This window comes from Nocardia sp. JMUB6875 (assembly GCF_041154655.1).
Classification (GTDB): Bacteria; Actinomycetota; Actinomycetes; order Mycobacteriales; family Mycobacteriaceae; genus Nocardia.
On sequence record NZ_BAAFGR010000387.1, the window covers coordinates 1 to 1,515 of the forward strand.

At 66.5% G+C, this 1,515-nt stretch carries 2 protein-coding genes; both read right to left on the minus strand.

The genetic code is table 11. From position 1 onward, the window contains the following. Positions 1-742, minus strand: a 742-nt coding sequence (locus ACAM49_RS40130) for a serine hydrolase domain-containing protein (RefSeq protein ID WP_369640730.1), incomplete at its 3' end; no start/stop codon positions are given. Between the two features lie 111 nt (positions 743-853). Continuing rightward, positions 854-1,515, minus strand: a 662-nt coding sequence (locus ACAM49_RS40135) for a trans-aconitate 2-methyltransferase (protein WP_369640731.1), incomplete at its 5' end; no start/stop codon positions are given.

The window sequence follows — 1,515 nt, forward strand, 5'->3', positions numbered from 1 at the left end:
GGTCGGTGTCGCCGGGGGCGGGGAAGTAGGTTTCGTGGAGGCCGAGAGGGGTGGTGATTCGGCGGATTACTTCGTCGGCGATGGGGTGGGTGGTCACCTTTTCCACGAGCATGCCGACGAGGAGGTAGTTGGTGTTGCTGTATTCGGCTTTCGCGCCGGGTTCGAAGTGGGCGGGGTAGGTCATCGCGTGACGGACCAGGGTGGTGGTGTCGAAGTGTTTGGTGAGGGCGTCGTCCGAATCATCTTGGAGTTCGGGGAGTTCCAGGTATTCGGGCAGGCCACTGGTGTGCTGCAGCAGGTTTCGGACGGTGATGCGGTTGCCGTCGATGCCGGGGCCCTGGACCACACCGGGCAGATAGCGTTCGATGGGGGCGTCGAGATCGATGGAGCCTTCGGCGACGAGTTGCATCGCAACGGTCGCGACGAATGCCTTGGTGTTGCTGCCGATCCGCACGTGCGCGCCCTGCGGGAAAGGCGCACCGGTGGCGATATCCCCGACGCCTGAAGTCGCGGTCCACTCGCGGCCGTGTTCGGTGACGACGACCTGCACCCCGGGAATCCCCGCCGCCACGGCGGCATCCAGCGCTTTCTGCACGTCGGAGCGCGCCGAAGCCGACAATGGCCCGGCGGCCGATGCGGGATCGTCACCGCATGCCGCCGCCGCGCAGAGAACTCCGAGGACGGTTCCGGCGGCCGCGATTCGACGAACGAGGCTCTTGCGCACTGGCTTGACGGAGTTCATGACCGGATGCTAGTTCGCCCGCAGCAAACCCGACATCGCCCGCGATAGGTAGTGCGAGTCGGGGGAAACCCTCGGTGCACCCCGAGACGGGCGAGCCGACCGGTGGCCGAATCAGACCCGGTAATGCGAGGCGACGGCGTCCTGTCCGGTGTAGTTGGGCCCGGCCTGGGCATCGGCACCCACGTACTGAAAATCCCAGTGGGGGAGCGTGTTTCCGGTTCGGGTGAGGCGATGCGTCCGCGCGTTGTAGTCGAATCCGTTGCGGCGCAAAGCGGAACTGAACCGCCTGCCGAGCGGAGCGCCCTCGGCATCACGGATAGAAGCGGCCTCGAAGTTTGCCGCGAGCATCCCATCGGTCGCGAGCCAGGAAGCCATCCGGGTCAGTGCGGTCAGCTTGTCACCGACGTAGGGCAGGGCATGCACGCTGGTGATGAGGTCGAACGGTGCGCCGGGCTCCCAGCTCAGCACCGACCCGGTGATCAACTCGATCCCCGGCCGCGCAGCGCCCCCGAAATATCCGACCAGATCGAGCCCGACGATCTCGACACCACCCGACATCGCCGCGGCGGCCTCGAACAGCGCATGTCCGCTGCCGCATCCGACATCGAGCCACCGCTGCGGTCCGGTGCGGCCGGCCAGCCATGCGACCGGGTCGAAACCGAGTTCGCGGCGGTAGGCCGGTAGTCGCCGTTCCCGGTTCATCGCGGAATTCGCCACTACCGCAGTCTTTTCCAGGTGGGCGTCGTCGATCAGGTCGGTCACACCGTTCATCC